This window comes from Altericista sp. CCNU0014 (assembly GCF_044923475.1).
Classification (GTDB): Bacteria; Cyanobacteriota; Cyanobacteriia; order Thermosynechococcales; family Thermosynechococcaceae; genus JAAURS01.
In genome coordinates, this window is sequence record NZ_CP137338.1 from 5,618,454 (window position 1) to 5,639,346 (window position 20,893).

A 20,893-nucleotide genomic window follows, 5' to 3' on the forward strand; every position below is an offset into this window, starting at 1 on the left:
AGAGACTGTTGAAACTACTTACCCTCAGTAATGGTCATGGCGAAGATGAAGTTGCCGCTCGCGTTCTGCGGCAGCTTCAGCGGCGTTGCCCGGATTGGGATCTGCAAGCATTGCCCATTGTGGGAGAGGGCCGCGTTTACGAGCAGGCTGGCATCCCAATCTACGGTTCGGTGCGCGCCGCCATGCCCTCTGGTGGGTTTATCTACATGGATCGGGGGCGGGTCCTGCAAGACGTACGGTCGGGATTGCCGTCTCTGACGTGGAGTCAGCTTCGGGACTGTCGCCGCTGGGCGGCTGACGGTGGGGCGATTTTGGCCGTCGGCGATGTGGTGCCTTTGGCGTTTGCCTGGTGGAGTGGCGCGCCCTATGCCTTTATCGGGACGGCAAAATCGGAATATTACCTGCGCGGGGAGATGGACGCCCCTCAGGCCAAGCCATCCGCCCTTTGGCCCTGGAGCCGCTGGCTGGATTGCGTTTATTTGCCTTGGGAGCGAGCGCTCATGCAGCACTCTCGCTGTCAGGCCGCGTTCCCGCGCGATCGCCTTACCGCGCAGTTTCTGCAAAAATGGCCGATCCCGGTCTACGATCTCGGCAACCCCATGCTGGACGATCTGGAGCCAAAGGGGGCGATCGCCCGCGAAAGCCTGCCAGCCGCAACTGCAACCGTTCTGCTTCTGCCCGGATCGCGCCCGCCCGAAGCTTACGAAAACTGGAGATCGATCCTAGAATCCATTACGCCCTTGGCCGTGCAGGGCCAAGCGTTGGTTTTTGTGGGGGCGATCGCAACGCTCCTAGACTTCGATCGGCTCGCCCAGACCGCGACGGCCTTGGGGTGGAAAATGGCAGGACATTTCTCTTGCTGCGACGTTCCGCACTGCGTGCTAGTTCTGGGTCAAAGCCATCTACTGCTGGTAAAACAGGCCTTCAGCGACGCGCTGCATTTAGCAGATTTGGCGATCGCGATGGCGGGTACCGCCACGGAGCAATGCGTAGGATTGGGCAAACCCGTTATTACCTTTCCTGGAAAAGGGCCTCAATTTATCTGGGCCTTTGCCGAAGCGCAAACCCGATTGCTCGGCCCATCGATTCACTTGGTAGAAAATCCCAGCCAAGTTGCGGCGACGGTTGTAAAACTGTTGCAGCAGCCATGTCATGCGATTTATCAACGCAACGGACAAGCGCGGATGGGGCAGCCGGGTTCTGCGGCGCGCATCGCGCAACAGCTCATCGCGCTTGAGGACGACTTCCGAAGGGGCGATCGGCGATGACGGGTTTTGAACCTACACGGCAGGTCGAGCGATACGGAAAATGCCTATCGAGTCGCATTGGACTCTATAGGAGGCAGCCAAATTCGGTGATTTAGACCTATTGGACGTAGTGGAAGATAGAGGAATTGGACAAGCTAAGATTGCCTGCGGTTTCGCCCTGGATGATGCCAATCAGCTCATTCGCGTCATTGGCAAGAAAGATGCCCGTGCCGTGTGCCAGGCCGACAGGAGCGCTGCCTAAGGCGTAATCGCTCGCGCTGCCATGAAGTTGAATGCTATCTTCAGACCACAGATCGGTAATCAACGCATAGTCCTGCAACCCCTCGCCAACAAAGTACCGATTGTCGCGATCGCCCAAAACAAAAGTGTCTGCCCCTTTATTTCCCATAAAAAGATCCACCTCACCTTTTCCGGGGTCGACCTGAGTAACGTCAACTCCAATTAGAGTATCGTCCCCATTTCCGCCAAGCACATATCGTTGTGCGAAAGCTTGTAAATCAGATGAAGTCCCCGATGCATCTAACCCGTTCGATGCGATAGTGCTAAACAAAGACTCATCGTCTGCGACCTGCCAACTCTTTGAAAATGCGCCATAAAGATTTTCTGGCGCTAAGGGATTTAGCAAACTTGTGCCATCTCTCAGGGCTAAATCGTCCTCGCTGTTCCCATTGTTATTGCCCAACAGACCCATCACGCTCTTGGTTCCGGCCAGATCTATGCTGACATCAATTAAAAAATTTCTGTAGACGGAAATCTTAAGTTCGTCGCCATTGGCATGAGTCAGGGTATAGAGATCTCCCGGCATACCGTATCCTGAAATTGCTGCCCGGCTAATGCTTCCTTGTCCTAATGCTTGGGACTGCCCTACCTCTAAAGAAAGGGGCTGGTTGTCGATCGACGGGAGCGGCTGGTCCACATAAAACTCGACTCGATTGCCATCGACACGCGTAGCGAGGCCAGTATTAATCGTGGTCGCAGGATTATACACCCAAGGCATTTGACGCGTTTGAACCTCAAGATTGCTATCTAGCCCGCGCAGAAGGAGGAAATCTCCCGTCGCTTGAAAATCGTAGTGGAAGCCATCGAACGTAATGAGATGGGGATCGCCGATGGCTCCCCCGTCATCATCGGGTGTGATGAATAACGATACGGTTTGGGAGGCGCTGCCGCCATTTCCGTCACTAACGGTATAGGCGAAGCTTCCAGCATCTAAGCTGCGATTGACAACTGGGGCAAAGACTAAGTTTGCGAGCTGATCTGGGGTTAACGAACTTCCGGCGGTGACGACCGTTCCATCGCTCAAGCGGATTTGCCCTTTGGTTGCATCTGGAATCGAAGAGACGGTGATGGTTAGAGGGTCGCCATCGACATCGGTAGGCGCTTTGATCCCAAGCGGAGAAGGCGCTGAGTCTTCGAGAACGGTCAATGTTTTATTGGGGTCAGCAATGGGAGCGTCGTTAACTGGGGTAATATTCAACGTCACAACCTGCGTCGCAGAACCGCCTATACCGTCGCTGACGGTATAGCTGAAGGTTCCGGCGCTGCCATTTGCATTGGGAGCAGGGACAAACGCTAAGTCTCCCAATTGCTGAAGCGTTAACACACTTCCGGTTGTAATGACAGTACCGTTGCTGAGACGAACTTCTCCTTTTGCTGCATCGGGAACCGCGTTAATTGCGATCGTCAAGGCATCGCCATCCGGGTCCGTTGGCGTGGTAATCCCCAGAGGAGTTGCGCCAGAATCTTCTAAAAGGGCGATCGCCTTATTGGGGTTTGCAACGGGAGCGCGGTTGAAGTCCGCTGGCGTTAGCGTGTCGGCTTGGATGTTTCTGAGGATGCCGATGTCTTGGACGGTTCCGCCAATATTGGCTTTGAGCGCCGTATCTGCGCCGACCTGAACCCGAATGAGATCGGCAAAGGTCTTAATTTCGGGAATTGCGGTGATGAGAATTTTATCGAAACCTTGGGTGAAGTCTAATACTTCGTTAGGCCCTGCCGGAAAGCCGTTGGGGGTGAGGTAAAATAAATCCTTCCCAGGGCCGCCTGTCAGTTTGTTCGCGCCTATACCGCCAAAAATGGTATCGTCTCCGGCATCGCCAAAGATGGAATCGTTGCGATCGGCGAAGAGGCTGTCGTTTCCGTCTCCCCCGTATAGGGTATTGGTACCGTTTCCGTCGGAGTAAAGGCTATCGTCTCCAGTATCGCCAAAGAGTTGGTCGTTGGTAAAGGCAAACAGTTCATCGTTGCCTTCGTTCCCTCTAAGGATATTGTTGCCGATGCCAGTTGTAGCATCGAGAGAATCGTTCCCTTCAAGCCCCAGCAGTTCATTTCCACTGCTGCCTGCAGGTACTAACAAATTGTCATCCTTAGAAGTGCCGTTTAACGTTGCCACCGATGTCTCCTTAACAATAGCGATAAAAGTTGCTGCGATGAAGCGGTCGATTCAATGGGCAGTCAGGCCGTTAGCTTGGTTTGAGCAAGCTATAACTTGAGGTTGAGGATAGAAGTGGGCAAAAGACTAAACTTCTACCCACTTCAGGAGGAAATTCTTTCTACCTCAAGAGATTGCTGAGTCGCGGTTCTCTAGGATGAGAAAGAACTAGGCAAACCTAGGCAAACACAAACTGGCTTGGGTCGGTCAAACTGAGGCCACTGGCCTGAATTCCCGTCAGCGTGGCCAGCGTTTGGCTCCCAAACACAATGGCGGTATCGTCTCCCACTCGATCGAGCTTGAGCGTTGTTGCAGAGATACCCAGGCTCGTAGCGCCAACAAACCCGATCGCATCCGTGCCAATTTGGAAGTCCAGAACCGTGTTGGGGCCGCTAGGCAGTTCGCCATTTACAATCCAGAACTGGTCGCTCCCTGCGCCGCCGGAAAGGAGGTTATCTTTGCCAGCTTGAACGTAGAATTTGTCGTTGCCGTCGCCACCTAAGGCGCGACCTGAAGCACCCAAGAAGAAGAGGTCATCACCCGCACCGCCGGAAGCACGGTAGCCCGTTGCATCTGTGGCGTCGATTTCATCATCCCCTGCACTGCCAAAGACGCGATCGTTATTGGCAACAAACAGGATGTCAGCACCACCACCCGCTTGAATGCGGTTACCACTGGCTAGAGCGCCACCAATGGCGCTATCAATCGTGTCATCACCCGCGCCAGCAAAGACGACATCATTGATACCATCAAAGCCTGGAGTGATTTTAGCTTCGATGGTGTCAGCGTTAGAGGTACCTGAAACCACAGAAGAATCTTGAACGAGGCTAGCGTTAGGCGCAATCAAGAAGGATAGCTGACCGCCAGCAACGAGATTTTCGGCAGCGGTTTTAGTTCCGTCACCATTCCCATCGATGTTGGTAGTGGTGATAATGGTGCCGTTGTTGAGCGTTCCAGCTTGCACGTCAAAAACAAGTACTTCACCAGGCTGGTTGCCAAACAATGTGGAAACATCGAGAATACCAGAAGTCTCCCAGTTACCAAGGTCAGTAGGGTTTGAGTCTACTTGTCCTGAAGGGACTCCCGAACGATCGACTTGTGCAATGCGGGTTAGGGTTGAAGAAGGGTCGGCGGCGGCAGGATCGAGGTTCCAGATTGAGGTTTCTTCTTTGGACGTTGCGCCAAATAAGGTTGAGGGGATCGCGCGATCTTCTTGGATGTAAATTTTGCCATCATCTGCCCAGTCGAGGTTGTCAGGGCTACGCAGACCGAAATCTCTTTTGTCAGCATCGTTGCCATCATAGAGAATATCGAGTTTAGCCGTGATGTCGCCCGTATTGATGTTGTTAAAGTCAACGTCAACTTTATAGGTGGTTCCCCAAGTATCAACACCACCAAAGATATTTTCACGACCTGTGGAAGCTAGCACCGCTTGGGTACCGTCTTTAGGGTTTGTAGAAACATCTTCAGGACGGGAAAACAAGAATGCCCCTACATCTGCGGCCAATTTATCCTGCTGTGCTTGGGTTGCAAAGCCTTGAGAATCATAACCCAGAGCCGTTTGAGCAATGGGGCCAGCACTGGCTAGGTCGGGGCGATAGTAGTCGATCGCAACAAATTTGCCACCTGTAGCGTTATTCGTGCCGCTGAAGTTCCTAGGGTCGGCTTCGATTGCATCGCTAGGATTGCTTGGCTCGTCAGCAACCCAAACAAAAAGCTTGCCTTGTCCTAGTCCGTTGCGATCTAAGAAACTGCCGTCATTTTTGGCATTTTTATCGCCAACATAAAGGATGAGTGGGGCAGGGCCGCGATCGTCACCCACTAAAAAAGCAACTTTGTCAGTGCGTCCTGTATTTAACTCGGTGACGTTTTCCCATGCAGCACGACCAAACCAAGGAAGGGCATATAAGGTATTCGTTTTAGCATCTAAGGCAAATTGCGAGCCGCCGTTGGTTTCTTCTCCGGTAAAGAAGATGCGATCGCTTAAGCCAATCCCCGAACCAAATTGATTCGCTTCAAACAAAGCAGCAGAACAAAAACGATTTAGGCCAGCAAATTCAAGGTCGGAGGCCGCATCAACCACTTCACCTTTGCGATTGATAATCGTATCGTAGGCCAGCCCAGAATTAGTAATCTCAAAAGTACGCTTGTCAACATCAAAGAAACTAACCCTTGCACCAGGAAGTTGCGTTCCATTTTTGAGCGAGTACTGATAACCAGCGGCATTTGATAACTCGTGGTTAACGTAGAAACGCACTGTGGTATCGTCCAGCGAAAAAGCGCCTATACCATCAAGAATACCAGGAGGAACATAATTACCAATTTTATCGCCAACGGTAAAGATTGGATCGACTGTATAACCGTTTAAGCCTTGAACCTGAGAAGGCTGAGTCGTATCGAAGGAAAGAGTTGACATAAAATTGCCTGGTGTTTCTATTATTGAATACTTTTCCAGATTGGCCTACAGATGAGCATTCAAAACTCATTCCTGAAACCCTCTACAATATATATTCAACTCTCGAATAGATAGTTAAACTTGGCTTAAGAACAGATTAAAACTAGGCCAATTTATACAACAAATTATTAATTCTCGACAATCATTATTTATTTAACAAATGTGCCCATATTAAAACTCAAACAAATTCGGTTCTCATCAGAACCATTCGGTTCGACGCCATGCCATAGCCAGCTCGGAAATATTAAGAACATTCCTTCAATGGGCTTATAGCTAATCTTGCCAATGGTCAACGATGTCATTTGCTGAAAAGGTGGCAAGAGCATTTGAGCGCCAGATCTGGGATCGTAAAAATAGATATTGCCGGAATTTTCAGGCACTTTGACGTAGTAAACGCCGCTCAGCATTGAATTGGGGTGGTGGTGCAAGACGTTAAAAGCATTCTTTTCGTTGACCATTGCCCAGCAGTTATTAATGGTGGGGCTAACGAGGTTTAAATCCCATTTACATTCTGTTGCAATCTCAAGGGCAAGTTTTGATGCGATCGCCGTAAATTCTTTATAGTCTTTTCTTTGATGTAAATCATCCTTGCTGTGCCATCCCATAATATTTGAGACATTCATGCCTTTAGCGTCAATTTCTTTCTCTTGAATAATGTTCTTGAGTAAGCATTCGTTTAAAGATTGATGGTTTTCGTGTTGAAAATTCCAGATTGGTGTGGGAAACCAGTCTTGTCTCATGGATTTGTCGTGTCTTATGAATTTGTAGATCGATTTAATGAATCAGAAAAAGAAAAGAGATAAAATCTTAGAAAAGATTTTATCTCTTTAGATTAGCCTGCTTTTGATTGAAATAAGACTCTAAAAACTCGCTTTGAGTCGTTTGATGCTATTGGCTTAAGCAAAAACAAACTGGCTAGGGTTATTCAACGTTAAATCTATTGCTTGGATGCCAGTCAAGGTCGCCAAAGTCTGGCCCCCAAGTAGGATGGATGTATCTGCACCCACTTGATTTAATGTGAGCGTTGTTGCAGAAATACCAAGGCTGGCCGCGCCATAGATCCCGATGACGTCCGTGCCGATTTGGAAGTCGAGGACGGTGTTGGGGCCGCTCGGCACTTCGCCATTTGCAATCCAGAACTGGTCGTTGCCTGCTCCGCCAGAGAGAAGATTATCACCCCCAGATTGGACGTAGAATTCATCGTTGCCGTCACCGCCTAACGCGCGATCGCCTTTTCCTAGGAAAAACAAATCGTCGCCTGCACCGCCAGACATGCGGTTGCCGCCCTTACCATCTGTCGCATCAAAGGTATCGCTGCCATCGCCGCCAAACACGCGATCGTTCGTGTTGACGAAAATCACATCTTCGCCGCTGCCAGTATTAATGCGATTTTTCCCGGCAATTGGAGAAGAGGCAGTCTGAGCGTCAACTTCGTCATCTCCCGCGCCAGTAAATACGGTGTCGTTGATACCATCAAACTCACCAGCCAAAACCCCCGCGATAAACAAATCGTCTGAATTCGTGCCAGAGACCAAATTAGTATCCTGCTGTGTCGCTACAAATTCTGGAGTTTCGCCAAACAAGGTCTCGTACATCAAGTCATAGATTTGCGTGTTGTCCAAGGTACTCGGAAGTTTATCCGCGTTCATTCCGTAGGTTTTAGCAACAATGCTGCCAGGGAAGTCGGGAGTCCCGACCCAAGCAACGCCAAAGTTACCCATCGGCCCATCAATGCTATCTTGAGCTGCAAATGGTTTCCAAGGAGCATCTGGAGTTCCTGTACTACCATTGACCCCATCTAATACGGATTGATTGGTATTTGTGGTTGTGGGGTTGACGCTAATGAAAGGAGCTTGGGGTTCGCTATCTGCTAGGGCTGGTGTTGAAGGGGTAAAATTCCCAGGGGGACGGGTGTAAGGTTCGAATTGGAAAACCTGCAAACCACCCGCATCGCTATCTGCGGCTGTAACCACCAAAGTATTGGGATCTTCGGTGTTTACATAATCCATCGCCACGCCAATGGCTGCATCGGCTCGACGCGTCGCTTCAACTGTGCCGACGGCGTTGTTATTATTGCCAAAGTTATCAGTCCCCTCTTCTTCAACGACGACAAAAAATCCATCTGGATCTCGCTCGACTATTTTTAAGGATGCATCTAGCATCTCTGCAACAGTCGGCGCAGTTTCGACGTATAAAGGTGAAGGGTTGTCGGAGTTTAAATTGAGTTCTTCTTCCGTGCGAGCGTCGAAGGTATCGGTTGCAGCAAATACACCCAAGAGTTTTTGGGGGGGATTTGCACTACTGACCACCTGATTCATTTCCGCTTCGGTGTAAACCACGGTGTAGCCCAAGGACTTCGCTAATTCAATGAGGTTAATACTGGGACGCCGCTCGGGACGGGTTTCTGAGGCATCTAATTCAGCCGTGACGTGAAAACCTGTCGTGCCCTGCGGCAGCATGTATAGCTCGCCACCACCCATGATGACAGTCGTTCCAGAGCGAATGACCTGCTCGATAATTTCTGAGTATTTATCGCGCGCCCGTACATCATTTCCATCTCGATTCGTAGTTTCCGCTGCAAAGGCTGCTGTACCTGGCTCCGCGAGTTGACCGGATTGGATTAAGGCGGTTGCTTTGCCAGCTTCAATCGCTTCTTCGAGAATGGTATAGCCCTCCTTGCCAGATGCTGGCGTTATGAGAGAGTTATCTTCTTCTAACCCGAAGGATTCATTGAATACCTTTACCCCATTAGCATGGGTAACCGCCCCTGCATTGGAGGTTCCAGTCAACTGGTTCTCCATGTGGCCTAGATATACGCCAGAGTTGGACATTAGATCCCAGTTAAGGCGACCATCCGGCCCTTTATCGACATTCCGCAGCGCCATATAGTGGGAAGGACTGGTGCCGTCAGGGTGGATGAAAATTACGTTCCCAGTGTCTTTAGTTGCTTTGGGTGCAGGGGTTGGCGCTGGATTTCGGGAATCTAGTTCGGTATTGAATAGAGTCTCATACATCAACTCATACATTCCCGTATTGTCCACGGTTGAAGGCAACCGATCTGCATTCAGACCATGCGCTTTGGACACAATTGAACCGCTAAAGTCAGGCGAACCTGCCCAGGCGATCGCAAAATCCAGGACATCTCCATTCGCATCGGGTGCCGCAGAAAAGGGGAGTGTATTTGACCCAGTTTGCCCATCCATCGGGACGTTGCGCGCAGTGGTAGTGGGATTGTTGTTAATATTACCGACGGGTTGATCGGCGGTTCTGGGATCGCGAACTTGTAAACCGCCAGCATCGCTATCAGCCGCAGTGAGTAGCAAAGTGTTGGGATACTCTTCGACAAAGTCCATCGCCACCCCAATGCCCGCATCTGCTCGTCGCAATGCTTCAAGCGTGCCAGCAGCATTGTTATTGTTGCCAAAGTTGTCAGTCCCTTCTTCTTCAATGATTGCAATTGAACCATTCTTGAAATTAGGGTGCTGTTTCATCAGCGATTGGGTAACATCCAACATTTCAGCAATGGTGGGTGCTGTTTCAAGATAGAGTGGCAATCCTCTTTGCGCTAAAACTTCTTCAGGGCGATCGTTGAAGGTGTGAACGGGCGCAAACACGCCTAAAACTTTGGTTGGAGGCGTAGGGTATTTAGTTGGATCGAGCAGGTCATTAAGCTGTTGCTCGGTATAAACAACGGTGTACCCCTTGCTTTTTGCTAATTCAATCAAATTCTCGCTAGGGCGCTGCAAAGGATTGGTGCTAAGCGCGTCATATTGAGCGGCAGAACCATGAAATCCATCCGTTCCCACGGGCAACATATTCAGCTCGCCACCACCCAGAATGAAGTCAACTCCAGAGAGAATGACGTCTTTGGTGATATCTGCATGACGCTGACGGGGGGGAACCCGGTTTCCATTGGCATCTACTATTTCACCGACCTGAGAGACAAAAGCTGCCGTCCCTGGCTCAAAGGTTGCACCTGACTGGACTAATGCAGTCACTTTATTTGCGGCGATTGCCTCTTGAACAATTGTTTTCCCTGTACTGCCAGAAAGGGACGTAACGGGCGAACCATCTGCATTCAATCCAAAGGATTCTGCATATACCTTTGTTCCCGTAGCATGAGTGACAGCACCAGCATTTGAAGTCCCTCCAAGCTGGCCTTCCATATGTCCCAAGTAAACCGCAGAATTGGACATCATATCCCAATTCAAACGTCCGTCTGGACCTTTATCTACAAATCGAACGAACCCATAGTGAGAAGGGCTGGTTCCATCCGGGTGGAAGAAAATTACGTGATTCCCAGCAGTAGAATTCATCATATTTAACTCCTCAAAGTTTATTGTTGAACTCGCAAGCTATGAATTAGATATTTTCTGAATAAAGCCGAGCGTAGCTTATTCAAAATCAAACCATTAATCGGAGAAAAATATGCCAATTTTTTGAGATCAGCATTACAATCATCGTTAGGATTTTTTGGTGTTTTACATGTGACTGAAATCTCGATCGGCTACCTTGAAGTCTCTCTACCAAGGTGACACACCAAGATTAAGAAAAGTCTAAAAAAGAATTAAGACCATGTTTTGAATGCAAGTCTGTTCGATCGGCGATCTTCATTGATTTCTACTTAGATAAAAATGAATTGACTGGTGTTCGTCAAACTTAATTCCGTAGCTTGAATCCCGCTTAAGGTTGCTAAGGTTTGACTTTCAAAGGCGATAGTTGTATCTGAACCTACTTGATTTAATTTGAGCGTAGTTGCAGAGATGCCCAAGCCCGCAGCACCAGAAATGCCAATAACATCCGTGCCCATTTGGAAATCTAGAATTGTATTGGCAGCGCTGGGAATTTCTGCGTTCGCTATCCAGAATTGGTCGCTGCCTGCCCCGCCAGAGAGGAGATTATCGCCCCCGGATTGGACGTAGAATTGGTCGTCGCCACCGCCCCCTAACGCGCGATCGCCCTTTCCGAGGAAGAAAATATCGTCACCCCCACCGCCGAACATGCGGTTACCACCTTGGCTATCGGTCGCGTCTAAAGTATCCGGGCCGGAGCCTCCAAAGAGGCGATCGTTTTTGTTGGCAAAAATCGTATCGCTTCCCTTGCCAGTATTAATTCGGTTGTTTCCGGCGGTAGGAGAAGCCGATACGGTCGTGAGGTCCACCGTGTCATCTCCAGCGCCTGTAAAGACGATGTCGTTTTGACCGTCGAAGTTCGTTCCAGGCACGGCAACAATGTCGTCATCCCCTCGGGTTCCCACGGGCGCTACTGCTACATCGTTATCGACGATCGTCACTATGGCAGCAGTTTGGGCTGGATCGACCGTGTAGCCCGTTCCTGTATCTAGCTTCAAAGAAACTGTTTCATTCGGCTCGCCAAGGGTGTCATCCACTGGAACGACCTTAATTTCGATGGAGGTTTGGCCTGCGTCGATGGTGGCAGTGCCGCTTAAGCTGGCGTAATCTGTTCCGTTGGTGGCGGAGCCGCTCAGGGTATAGCTAAACGTCTGAGCGGTACTGGTGCTGGCAACGCGAGAGACCGTAAACACGCCTGGTTTTGCATCGGATTCCGTTGCAGTTGCTGTGGTTGCAGACACGCTGAGAACAGGTGTTGCCAGATTTAGGGGTTTGTCCAACGTCAGTTGGATCATTTCATTATTATCAATTGCAGGAGGGCGACCAATCGAGAAGGGATAGTTATTGTCATTGGCAACCAGAATGGTGTTGGCGTCTAAAACCACAACCGATTCAATGGTTTGGAAGGGGAAAGTAAACTGAGTGCTTCCATCTTGGTTAAGATCGTTGGGATCTCTCACGTTTAACAGGTCAACGACTTCTTCCTTGGCAAAATAACCATCTTTATCTTTCTGCGAGAGGTCTACCTTGAAGATCTTCTTGAACTTGGCAGCAGCGCCTTGGTTGTTATCTCGCTCGATGACGAGGTATTCATTCTCGTTAATGACAGTGAAGTCGCCGATCGCATGGGCTGGATTTTCTTTGCGGTAGTAACCCAGCAGCCCCTTAAAGGTTGCCGATGCCACATCGAATTCATAAACCCGAAGGGCATTAGCCGGATCGCCTACGACGGTTCCTTCCAGTAATGGGTAGAGCGTCTTTTTATCTAAGCTGATCGCCATCCCCTCAAAGCCTCTGGAGCCGCCGAGGTTGGAGACAGCGGGAGTGCCGACGAATCGATCGCGCACCAAGTCGCCCGTGCCAGGGAAATCCGTGAAGTAGGCATCGACGCCCAACTGGATAAATTGCTCGTATTCTTTCTTAGGGTCGCCCTTGTAGTCCGATGCTAGGAAAAATCCCTCATTGCGGAAAGTATAGGGATGAACCTTCAATCCTGCGGCGTGGGCGTCTTGCACCAATGTGGTGGGCGTTCCTAAAACGCGATCGGCATCGCTGATTTGTCCGTCGCCATTGAGGTCGTCGGCTTTGCCATCCTTATTGAGATCGACGGTGCTTGCAGGTACGATTAATCGCTTGCTGGGGCCAATGCCAGCGGCATATTTGGCAATGTTGGCCAGTTCGGCGGGCTTGGTCAAATCGCCGTAGGTGCGAGGGTCGCCGCTGACCCTGAAGTCATAGGGTTTGTCCGTTGCGCCGCCAAAAAGCTGAATTAGCGGAATATCAATTCCTGCCGCTGGCATCAACGTGTCGTTCAGTTCTTGAAGATTGCTGACTTCAAAGGACTGAATGAAGATGCGATTGGGGTCGGTGAAGTTGTTGGCAACTAAGGTGTCTACCAGCAACTTGCCTAAGTTGGTGTCGATCTTAGTGCCATCTAGGCGCGTTCCTTCTGTGGCAAAAAAGGTAGGGTGCTTAGTTTCTGGGTAAATCCCAATTTTACGTCCGGTATCTTTTTCGACTTGCTTGACTAAATCGATAATTTCAGTCAAGGTCGGAACTTTGAGCTTGTCGCCGTCAAACTTGGTGCCGCGCAGATCGGGCAGGCGCTCGATCGCATTCAGGGTTTTGATTTCTGCAAGCGTAAGGTCTTCGGTAAACCAGCCTGTAATAGTACGACCGTCAATCACCTTTGTGGTTTTGCGATCGGCAAACTCTGGACGGGTGGCAATATCGGTACCCGTATCGGTGCGGTTGATGCTGCCATCGGCATTCAAAACGGCCAGGGCATTTTCGTGGCGCGCAATGAGGATGCCATCTTTGGTCGCAACCAAGTCCGGCTCGATGAAGTCAGCCCCATCGGCGATCGCCAGTTTGTACGCCTCCAAGGTATGTTCTGGGCGGGAACCGCTGGCCCCGCGATGACCGAGCACCAAGGGGGCATTGCCATCCAGGGTGTTAAAGGTGGTTTTCTGGAGGACATCGGGGTTTTGGGGCGATCGCACGAAGGGATCCGTAATGCGATCGCGCACCAAGTCGCCCGTACCGGGGAAATCGGTAAAGTAGCCATCCACCCCTAAATTGATGAACTGCTGGAATTCTTGGGCGGGGTCGCCGTTGTAGTCAGAGGCCAAAAAGCGCCCTTCGTTGCGGAAGGTGTAGGGGTGCACCAGCAAGTCGGCGGCATGGGCATCTTGAACCAGAGACGTGGGGGCAGTCGTTGTTTTATCTGCATCATTGACGGCTCCATCGCCGTTGACATCATCGGCTTGCCCATCGCCATTGGCATCCACTCCCTTGACCGAGACAATCATGCGCTTCCAAGGCCCAATGCCATCGGCATAGGTCGAAATTTCCTTTAAGCCTTCAGGGGTTTGAAGATCGGCATAGGTGCGGGGGTCGCCTTTGACCGTGAAATCGTAGGGCTGCTTGTTGACGGATTCGTAAATCAGCGAGCCATCCAGCGCGACATCGTAGGCGTCGAGGAGCTGAACCAAGGGCAGGTCGGTTTTTTGATTCAGCTCCTTGAGGTTGCTCACTTCAAAGGACTGAATAAAGATGCGGCTGGGGTCCGTGAATCCCGTTTTTTGCAGCGTTTCTAAAAGCGGTTCTTCAAGAGACAGGCCCAAGTCGTCATGGAAGGTTGGGTGCTTGGTTTCTGGATAGATGCCGATTTTACGTCCGGTATCGGCTTCAGTTTGTTTGACCAAAGCAATAATTTCTTCCAAGGTCGGAATTTCATACAGACCGTTAAAGATTTGGGTGCGGTAGCCCTGGGGCATGACGGCTCGGAGGGTTTTAATTTCTGCCAGGGTAAAGTCTGAAGCAAAGAAGCCTTCCTCTGCAATGCCGTCCACAACCTTGGTGGTCTTGCGGTTGGCAAATTCTGGACGGTTTGCCACATCGGTGGTGGCGATCAGGTTTGGCTCGTGGCGGGCAATGAGTACCCCATCTTTCGTGGAAACCAAGTCGGGTTCGATGAAGTCTGCGCCCTGCTCGATCGCCCGCTTATAGGCTCCAAGGGTATGCTCGGGCAGTTCGCCACTGGCCCCGCGATGCCCGATCGCGATGGGAGCTTTGCCACCCAAGGTATTGAGTTTGACTGGGTTTGGCGTTGGAATCGGAGCCTCTAGCACCTTGCCCGTCGCGTCGGTGTGCAGCACGTAGGGGCCAAATTCTTCGCCAAACCACAGGGTGCCGTCAGCGGCGATATTGAAGGATTCGATGTCGAAATCTGCGCCCGTTAGGAGGCGATCGCTTGTCCCATCATTGACAATCTTGAAAGGAACTTTCTTATCAGGGTCGGAGAGCTGAATGAAGCTTTGGATGTTAACGCTGCCGTCTCCATTGGGTTCGGCACCTCGGAAACTCGGATCGACTTTATAGACCCTCAGCAAGAAATCGGCACTGTTGCCTTTCGCCCCAAACCCGTTGTCCGGCATAAAGTAGAACGAGTTTGCATCGGCAACCTGCACGGCGCTGAAGCCTTGGATCGGCTGCTTTGGAAACGGCGTACTCCTTCCATTGGTGGGGTTGGCCACCGCGCTGCCAGCCGGAGGGCCATCGGCAAAGGAATCGGCAGGAAGGGACGCAAAGCCTTTGAGGGTAACCGTGGGCGTTACTTCAAGATCTTGGGGAAGCTCCAGAATCCCAAGCCTTTCAGTCGGCGAGTTGCCGCTCACATTGAAGTCGTTATCGTTGATGAGGGCGAGGGTATCGGGTGCCACCAAGGCCAGCCCTTCTAGCTTTTCGACCCCCGTGTAGCTGAGCTGAGCAGCATTCGCAATAAGGTTCTTGCTGACAGGGGCAATGTTGGCCGCTGTCAACTCCGCAGGCGTGAGTTGTTCGATGGTTTTGCCCGACGGGAGGGTGAAGTTGGCAGGGTTGTTAATGTTGCTTGCCCCAGCCAGATCGATCTGATAAATCAGCTTGTTCGATGCGTTGGTCGAGAGATCGTCGCGCTCCACCACAGCAAACTTGCCATTCCCTAGGGCGACGGCATCGCCAATCTTGTCTGTTTTGGCATTTCCAGCGCCCGTGATGTCATCGAGAAGATAGAGATACTCACCCGTGACCGTTTTAGAAATGGTATCGAATTCTAAAATGCGGAGATTGCGCGAATTTCTGGATGTCGTATCGCCGGAACTATCGGGATTGTCGATCGCACTTTGAATAAATGCATAGAGCTTGTTGCCATTGAGGGCCACGGCTTCAAACCCTCGGTTGCTGCGGCGCTGGGCGTAAACCTCCGGCAGAACCTCCGTACCAAAGGTTCCAGAGGGGCTGTCGGGGTCTGGGGCGGTGGAAGTGCCTTTGGGAATAAAGCGATCGAGCAGTTTGCCGTTGTTATCGAAATGGTAAATGGCAGGACGGTACTCATCCACCATCCAGTAGTCGCCATTGGCGGCAACTGCAATCCCCTCTAGGTCAGCGCCCAAGGGGTCGTTTGGCAAGACGCTGCCGTTTAAATCGACGCCAAATTCATCGGTGTAGGCCAGCCCGTTAGATTTGGCCTGGAGGTTGGGCAAACCTGTGAGTGGAGTCGTGCCGTCTTGGCGGAATAGACCCGTGCGTTCGGTAATGGTAATCTCGCCCGTGGTGCGGTTGAGTTCAAAACTCACAATTTCGGGCTGGAAGTCGGGCAGGTAAAACGGTCTGTTTTGACCCGTGGGGTCGCCATTTGGCCCGCGATCGGTATGGGTGACAAACTTCAGGTTGCCGTTGGGGGCCAGACCTTGGAACGCTAGGCCGGAAAAGCCACCCAACAAAATATCTTGACCTTTGGACGTAGTACCTAGCTTGGGAAGGTTCGTAAAGTCATAGGTCGTTAGTCTGGGTTGGGCAACGGGGTTGCGAGGGTCGTAGCTGCTGGTATCGATCTTGAGCGGTGTGGGTAGCGCGTTGGCAATATTCTCGAAGGGAACCAGCTTAAAGTTGGAGCTGACGTTCTCATCGTCAATAATGGTGGCGGGGTCGTTGCTGCCATCCTGAGTTACAAACAGACCAAAGGGGAAGTTAGGGCCGAGGGGCAAGTTAATGACATCGGCCCCGTCCGATTCTTGCACGCTATCGATACTGCCGTTACTATCGACTGCAAACTGACCGATATAGTCGTTGTTGCCTTCGCGGGTGTAGACGGCAAAGGTGTTGTCGCCTTGGCTGGAGGCCAGCAGATAGCCCGTCCCGTTTTTGCCGTAGTAAATCGTGAGTCCTTCGGCATCGTCAGTGAGGTTTTCGCCTCCTTCAAAGCGCACCTTATCGATGAGCTTGCCTGTAGCGCTGCCCGTGGGTTCGGCCTCGAACTTCCAAATTCCCACATCTTCTTGGGCGATGTAGAGAAATCCGGTTTCTCGATCTACCACCATCCCTTCGGTTTGAGCCGAGCGATTGGGATCGGTGGGCGACGGAATGGTAAACGATCGCACTTGTTCGTAGCCAATCTTGCCGTTGCCTTTGTCAATCAGTTTGAGCTGGGCTACATCTCCCGTTTGGCGGCGGCTCACAAAGGCATAGTATTCATTCGTGATGGGGCTGCGGTAGAGCGCCAATCCGTAGGCACTCCGAGACGAGGCAGAATAGGGGGCGGCAAAGGGCGCTGACTGAAACAGGGTGGCGGCGCTGGCATCGGTGATGTCTTCTAGAACATTCCCATTGGTTGTGTTGGGGTCGATCTTGAAAATGGCAAGCTTGTCGTTGTTGCGATCGCTGGCCACGGCAATATCGACTTTCTCGCCACCTAAGGTAAATCCATACTGCAAGTCAACATTGTTGTAGCGAATGTCTGGATCGCTGGGATTGATGGTTTGTACCAGATTGCCCGCTAGGTCGTAAATTCGCAAGCCGCCATTTTTTACGCTGGTGACAATAAGGCTCTTGGCAGAATCGGTAGGATTGACGTAAATCGCGGGGTCGTCTGCATCTGCTCTCTGACTGAACGGTTGGGAATCATCATCCAACAGTGCCGGACGCGTCTCGACAATGGGTGTGACCGTGGGAATGACATCTGCGTTCAGCGTCAAGATTTGGGTGAATTGAGTTGGACTGAAGTTGTTGTCGCTCACCAAGACAATCGACTGGCTGTCATCAGCAAGCTTTGGCCCAAAGGCCAGACCTTCGATGTTATCCGTGCCCGTTGGCAATGCCAGGTCGTCGAGATTGAGGAGTAGGCGCTTCTGGACGGGGGCGATCGCCGCCAGTTGTTCCGCAGTTAAACCGTCAAGCGCATCTGTGGTGCTGATATCCGTCGCGCCCTGGAGCGAGATCTCGTAGATTTTAATAGTGTTACCCGTTCCAGGTGCGCCAGTCGAGAACGAGCGCTCCAGCGCCAGCAGGGTACCGCGATCGTCGATCGCCAGCAAGTCTACTAAGCCATTGGTGCTGAACTGCCCGGCAGGATTGGGGGGAACGGCAACGGGGTCGGTAATGTAGAGGTATTCTTTTTCGGGCTGTCCGCTTGCGAGGTTGTATTGCAGAATGCGAGAGCGAGTGCCCGTGGTGGGATTCGCCACGCCTCCATCTTGGAAGAGGGAATTTTCGGTCGCGGTGTAGAGCGTCTTCTGGTTAGGGGTAATGGTTAAGCTCTCAAAGGCCAAGTTATTGCGAATCCCTGCTGTCTGGGTATCGCCAGCATCGACAACGCCATTACTATTGGTGTCTTGCACGACGAGCAAGAATTTTTTGGGGACGTTTAGCGATCGAATTTCTTGCCCCGTCGCCAGGGAAAATTCCTTCACAAACGGATTGGTAACGCGCGTTGCGCCAAGATCGGGCCTGACTTCGCCTTCTGAAGAAATGAAGACCGTACCGTTTGAAGTTAGAGCAATCCCCTCGGGGTCTAAGCTGTTGGCCGCAAAAGGGTTTCCGCTCGCATCTTTGAGCTGAACGACATTGGTAAATGTAACTGCGTTCGTCGCGGGATCTAAGGTGAATGTGTAGAAGCGGGCATTCGAGGAGCGATCGTCGGAAATGGCGTAATACCGATCTTTTCCAGCATCGTAGGTCACTCCAGACAATCCGCCAGTGGGAACTGTAACCCCATTAATGGCTCCAGCCGCCCCAGCAGGAATGAATCCAGTTGGAAATGTGGTTTGACCTTGAAACGACAGATTGGCAACCGTTTTGCCGGGTTCGGTCGCCCCCACTCGCACGTCGGTATAAATAAGACGGTGATCGGAACTGGGAAAGGGAAACGTACCGACTGGGGCGAAGGCAGGATCGCTATTGAGCGGCCAGTCTACAGCAGAATTACTAATTTGCAAATCCGTCGAAGGCAAAATGTAGTCAGTTCGCAAATTGCCGGGTGCGGTATCGGCAAAGTCTGCGGTATCAAACGCTGGGTTGCCTTTTTGAGTGAGGTTAGCTCCTTTTTGCAGATCTGCCTGCTGTACGGCACCCGTGCTAGTCGGGATCGAATTAGTATTGATGTTTGGATTCAGTAGCAGTTGGCGGATGGCATTGTTATAGCTATCGCCATCGACCGGGTCGGCGTTTTGATCGCCCATGATGACAAAACTGGAGCCATTGTCCAGCCCGCCTGTCTTGCCTTTATCGTCGTAAATGTAGTTCCCTCGATCGGGTGTGATATAGTCAGCCCAAAATCGGATCTCATCTGCATTGCGCTTCCCGTTTCGATCTTCAGGACCGTCAAAGGTGGGAGGGGTAGGGTGGCTGAGCAATAGATGAACGGTTTGACCGTTCACTTTGATGGGGACGTCCCAGTGGCTTTTGGAAGATAGCCTCAATACTTCAATCTCTGCGGGCGAATAAAATCCATTCAGATTTTCATTGACAGCAGTTGCTGGATTATCGACTGTCGGATCGTTTGCCAGCAAATTTCCGGGCATATCCTTCCAAAGAAAATTTTGGAAGGTTCGAATATTAGTGGTATCGATTTCGTACTTCGATAGCAGCAACATCCCAAATTGTCCGGGAAAGTTGCCAAAGCCAAAGGAATCGTCTCCGTACCCTGCTGTGCCTGGAGTTGTGACTGCTGCGCCGTTATTATTTAAGTCAAAGCCCGAAGCAATTCCAGTGTTGGAAGGAGCAATATAAACGTAGGGATAGTTGACAGGTGTTGCTCCGTTCTGACTGATTCCAAGGTAGTTTTGCTGGAGGAGTTGGACGACTTGCAGGGGATTCCCCGATACGTAGTCAAATTCATTGATGAGAAGGACATCGGGATTGTTGCGCTGGATAATTTCGGCAACGGCCTTGGCTTGAGCATTATTGGGAGTCGATAGATCGGTCAGTAACTGCTCTTCAGAATTACGGTTTAGAGAAGCGTTGAATTGAGAAAGGCGAACGGTACTGGTAGTTGACATAGGTATGCTTGGGTTATTGCAAGGTTTTGAAGCTCAATTGACAACCGATCTCAGAACTGTATTGCGTCAAGTAAAATTGCGACTTTTAGCAAAAATTCTAAAGAATAAATGACCCATTTTTTATTGTTTGAATTCGTTCAGATCTCGATTTACGAATTGAATGCCATTCAAATTCATCTATGCCTAAAATCTTGACTCTGACTTCAAATAAAACTGAACGCTTAAGCATCAAAAACTAATCTTCTCGTTTTTCAAGATTGAAAAATGAAAAGACTCTGCTTGGATGCAGAACAACAAAATATTCTTGGCAAACCTTGTCGCAAGGTCGATCCCCATCGAATACTAAAATAATTCCGGCGATCTTGGTTCAAGCTTTGATTAATTTATGGTTAAGTTCGACTTAATTTTATTTGTGCGGCGCAGACGAGCTTGAAAAGGTAGAAAAAACCGAGACTGTCCAGAAAAGGTTAATATTGAGCGTGTAGAGATTTGTCTCGAACAAAAGCGACAGAGGCTCGAGCTGGTCGGTTTTCTTGGCTTCTGGAAAATAGATAAAGGTAAAAGTGAAGCTAAGAAAACTTAAATTATCCTTAACGTGTTCTTAAATTTTACATGCGATTCTGGTAAGCAGCAGGTAACATTTTTCTTGAAGAAAAAATGTATTTCTGTCTACTTTGTGTCAAAGAATTGTAGGTTTTTGGTGGTTTTTCGATTGGTCTTATCGAAAATATTATTTTCTGACCGATCTTAAGGCGCCGACTCTCTTGTCTTTGTGGTTGACTTTCCGGCCTGATGGCATTGTGCAATTGGATATCTTGCAAAAGCATAAAACCTGGCTTTTGGCTTGGAAAGATGAGGCGATTCTCTTCAGTAAAAGCGTGGCACTGGAGCGCGATCGCCTCATGAAATAGGATTGTTTCTGTCAACTTTTAACCTTTTGCGTTCCCTTGAAATATTTGGCAATGGCGTTCTGAATTTTCTGACGCCGTTCCTGATTTTTTTGGATGCAAATTAAACGTGCGGGGGTTCATTAAATGATTTGGACGCGACTGAGTAACCGTTTTTAAGGA

General features: G+C 50.5%; 7 protein-coding genes. 2 read left to right on the forward strand and 5 right to left on the reverse strand.

Annotation, left to right across the window (positions count from 1 at the left end; translation table 11 throughout):
• The first annotated feature begins 8 nt into the window (after positions 1–8).
• Positions 9–1,268: a lipid-A-disaccharide synthase-related protein gene (locus R6H26_RS26760; RefSeq protein WP_404786985.1), complete on the forward strand. Its 1,260-nt coding sequence runs from the start codon at positions 9–11 to the stop codon at positions 1,266–1,268.
• A gap of 97 nt (positions 1,269–1,365) precedes the next feature.
• Here the strand turns inward: R6H26_RS26760 and R6H26_RS26765 are convergent, their stop codons facing one another.
• The 5 genes from R6H26_RS26765 to R6H26_RS26785 all read right to left on the reverse strand — a co-directional run bounded on the left by R6H26_RS26765 (position 1,366) and on the right by R6H26_RS26785 (position 19,823).
• Positions 1,366–3,660 (reverse strand): Ig-like domain-containing protein, encoded by a 2,295-nt coding sequence (locus R6H26_RS26765; protein WP_404786986.1) that lies wholly within the window; start codon positions 3,658–3,660, stop codon positions 1,366–1,368.
• Between the two features lie 217 nt (positions 3,661–3,877).
• On the reverse strand, positions 3,878–6,115 hold the full coding sequence (locus R6H26_RS26770) for an alkaline phosphatase PhoX (RefSeq protein WP_404786988.1): 2,238 nt from the start codon (positions 6,113–6,115) through the stop codon (positions 3,878–3,880).
• A 188-nt stretch (positions 6,116–6,303) separates the two neighbouring features.
• Positions 6,304–6,894, reverse strand: coding sequence for a 2OG-Fe(II) oxygenase family protein (locus tag R6H26_RS26775; RefSeq protein ID WP_404786989.1), 591 nt, complete (start codon positions 6,892–6,894; stop codon positions 6,304–6,306).
• Positions 6,895–7,050: 156 nt separating this feature from the next.
• The gene (locus R6H26_RS26780) at positions 7,051–10,473 is read right to left on the reverse strand and encodes an alkaline phosphatase (protein WP_404786991.1); all 3,423 of its coding nucleotides are present in this window, start codon (positions 10,471–10,473) and stop codon (positions 7,051–7,053) included.
• Positions 10,474–10,778: 305 nt separating this feature from the next.
• Entirely contained in the window at positions 10,779–19,823 is a 9,045-nt protein-coding gene (locus R6H26_RS26785) for a phytase (RefSeq protein WP_404786992.1), read from the reverse strand.
• 764 nt (positions 19,824–20,587) lie between these two features.
• Between R6H26_RS26785 and R6H26_RS26790 the strand changes: the two genes are divergently transcribed.
• Positions 20,588–20,734, forward strand: a complete 147-nt coding sequence (locus tag R6H26_RS26790) for a hypothetical protein (protein ID WP_404786994.1) — start codon at positions 20,588–20,590, stop codon at positions 20,732–20,734.
• The last annotated feature ends 159 nt before the right edge of the window (positions 20,735–20,893 follow it).

Bases quoted from the DNA above. Each gene is read 5' to 3' on its own strand.
- R6H26_RS26770 (WP_404786988.1), bottom strand. From the start codon at position 6,115: ATGTCAACTCTTTCCTTCGATACGACTCAGCCTTCTCAGGTTCAAGGC.
- R6H26_RS26775 (WP_404786989.1), bottom strand. From the start codon at position 6,894: ATGAGACAAGACTGGTTTCCCACACCAATCTGGAATTTTCAACACGAA.
- R6H26_RS26780 (WP_404786991.1), bottom strand. From the start codon at position 10,473: ATGATGAATTCTACTGCTGGGAATCACGTAATTTTCTTCCACCCGGAT.
- R6H26_RS26785 (WP_404786992.1), bottom strand. From the start codon at position 19,823: ATGTCAACTACCAGTACCGTTCGCCTTTCTCAATTCAACGCTTCTCTA.